This is a genomic window from Staphylococcus sp. HMSC34G04 (genome assembly GCF_001838765.1).
Lineage (GTDB): Bacteria > Bacillota > Bacilli > Staphylococcales > Staphylococcaceae > Staphylococcus > Staphylococcus epidermidis.
Map to the genome: position 1 here is coordinate 1 of NZ_KV838725.1, position 2,137 is coordinate 2,137.

Sequence of the window (2,137 nt, forward strand, 5' to 3'; positions counted from 1 at the left end):
CTATCTTTCATTGCTGTCATTTTAGGCGTCATTCGACTTGCCATACTTTGCGTACCTTCATGGATGCCTGTTTTCACTGCGAAATTTTTAGAACCAGTGAATGCTAATTTGGCCATGCTTTTACCTGAACTTTTTAAGAAAGCAGCACCTGGTAAAGGAATGGCTAACAAACCTTCCATTAATCGTTCATTTTTCGACATTTTTCTGCCAGTGATTACATTTTTTCCAGTAGCAGCATTAGCTACAGAATAAGTTGTATAAGCACCTGCTGCTACATATGGTGTTGAGCAGGCATATAAACATAATTTTCTCGGTCTAAAAACAGGAACAGATTGGGTGGGTAAGAATGTTATAGATCCAACATTTAACTGGATTAGTGATAAAGCTAAAAAAATTTATTCCTTAGAAAAATGTAAAATTGAATTTGAGAAAAATATGATAAGTACAGGTTATAAAATGGTAAAAAATAGAGGGAATAAAGTAATGAAAGACGATATAGCTCCAACAGTAGCGAAAGGAATGATTAAAGCTAATTCAAAAGTTAATGCTATCAAATATAATACAGAATCTACCATCAAAGATTATAAAACAAAGGCAAATCACACTATCAATTATACTGAAGAAACAGTAAATCATGTTTCTGATACAATAAAAGATACTTCTAATCATATTAGAAAGAATGTAGGTCAATCAATTACTACAATTACTAATTCTTTAAATCCAATGAAAGCTTTTTAAAAATTTAAAATTAGAAAGAATGTGATTAATCATAGATAAAATAACAATAGAAACTGTCGAAAAAAATAGTAAGTTTAAACTAATACAATATGAAAATAGATACTTTATTATTGATTTAAATCGAAATAAATTAACATATATATTTCCATTGTTGAATTATTTTACAAGACAAGTTTTGGTTGAAATCGATAAAGATACATTAGATAACATAAGAACAAATCATATAAATGAAAATAAAAATAATGCATTGGGGAGTATAGGAACAGGTATCGGGGTCTTGTTTGCTACTCTAACAAAGCCTATTTTAGATTATATGAATTTTACTACTAACTTGTTACTAAATATTATTTTAGTATTAACATCAATAATTCCATTAATTATTTTAAAAGAAATTATTGATAGAAAAAAGAAAAAAATTGAAATTCGTATGAGCAAAAATAAGATGAGCGCCTTTGTCTGGCCAAACTTTAAAGAGTTTTTAAAAAACATTATAATAAATATTATTTTGAGCTTTATAATAATAGCTTTGATATTAGGTTTTATAATACAAAATCAATCAAACTATATATATATACTTGGCATTATGCTATTACTATCATTTATCTTATTTCAAAATGTGTTGTTATATGCTCAAACAGAAATTACAGGTAAAATTGGTAAGATTAAAAGTAATTCTTAAATCATTTCAAAATATTTTTAGAGAAAAATAAGGAAGAGACTACAATGAATACTTATAATTTAAATGATAATCAAAAATTTAGAGTAAAGATGTATCGAATCCATAAAAACCCTAGATATAAACTGATTGAACTAAACCAGAAAAAATATCTCATTGACTTGGAATCAAACTACTTTACATATTTATTCCCACCATTGAATTGGATATTAAAAAAAGAAATAATAGAAGTTTCAAATGATAAATTAAATGAAATTGAATATGACGACAATAATAATAAAGCACAAGCTAAAAATATAGGATGTGTTTCTGGTGGTGGTGGTGTATTAATAGCTTTACTAATGAGACCATTTATGGATTTGATGGATGTACCCTCTAACCAATTTATTAATTCGCTAATTGTTATAGTGACGATACTTGTAATTGTTTTTATTAGAGGATCTTTAAGAAAAAAATGGGATTTAAAACTAAAATCAAATAAAACTTATATAATTAAATGTATTGTTAGACCCAAGTTAAAACATATGTTTTTCGTCATTGGATCATATTTAATGTTTCTACTGTTCTCATTATTAATGATAGGACTTATTTTTGGTGTTGAAAACAATCTTATGATTTATATTGGAAGTCCCTTAATATTTTTCATGTTTTCATTAATGAACCTCATTACATATGACAACGAAGAGGTAATGGTTCTGTTGCAAAGTAAAAAAATATAGCTAA

At 26.4% G+C, this 2,137-nt stretch carries 3 protein-coding genes and 1 pseudogene; 3 read left to right on the forward strand and 1 reads right to left on the reverse strand.

The window, feature by feature from the left end; genetic code table 11:
- Window positions 1–200 (reverse strand): annotated as a pseudogene (locus tag HMPREF3241_RS12125) (ADP-ribosylating toxin); the annotation flags it as partial.
- 136 nt (window positions 201–336) lie between these two features.
- On the opposite strand from HMPREF3241_RS12125, the gene HMPREF3241_RS13130 reads away from it, so the two are divergent.
- From HMPREF3241_RS13130 to HMPREF3241_RS05015, 3 genes are all read left to right on the forward strand, one after another.
- Window positions 337–738, forward strand: a complete 402-nt coding sequence (locus tag HMPREF3241_RS13130) for a hypothetical protein (RefSeq protein ID WP_254051632.1) — start codon at window positions 337–339, stop codon at window positions 736–738.
- A gap of 106 nt (window positions 739–844) precedes the next feature.
- On the forward strand, window positions 845–1,417 hold the full coding sequence (locus HMPREF3241_RS05010; protein WP_254051633.1) for a DUF443 family protein: 573 nt from the start codon (window positions 845–847) through the stop codon (window positions 1,415–1,417).
- Window positions 1,418–1,461: 44 nt separating this feature from the next.
- Window positions 1,462–2,133, forward strand: coding sequence for a DUF443 family protein (locus HMPREF3241_RS05015; protein ID WP_070853498.1), 672 nt, complete (start codon window positions 1,462–1,464; stop codon window positions 2,131–2,133).
- The last annotated feature ends 4 nt before the right edge of the window (window positions 2,134–2,137 follow it).

Excerpts from the sequence above, each read along its gene's own strand:
- HMPREF3241_RS05015 (WP_070853498.1), top strand. The coding sequence starts at position 1,462 with ATGAATACTTATAATTTAAATGATAATCAAAAATTTAGAGTAAAGATG.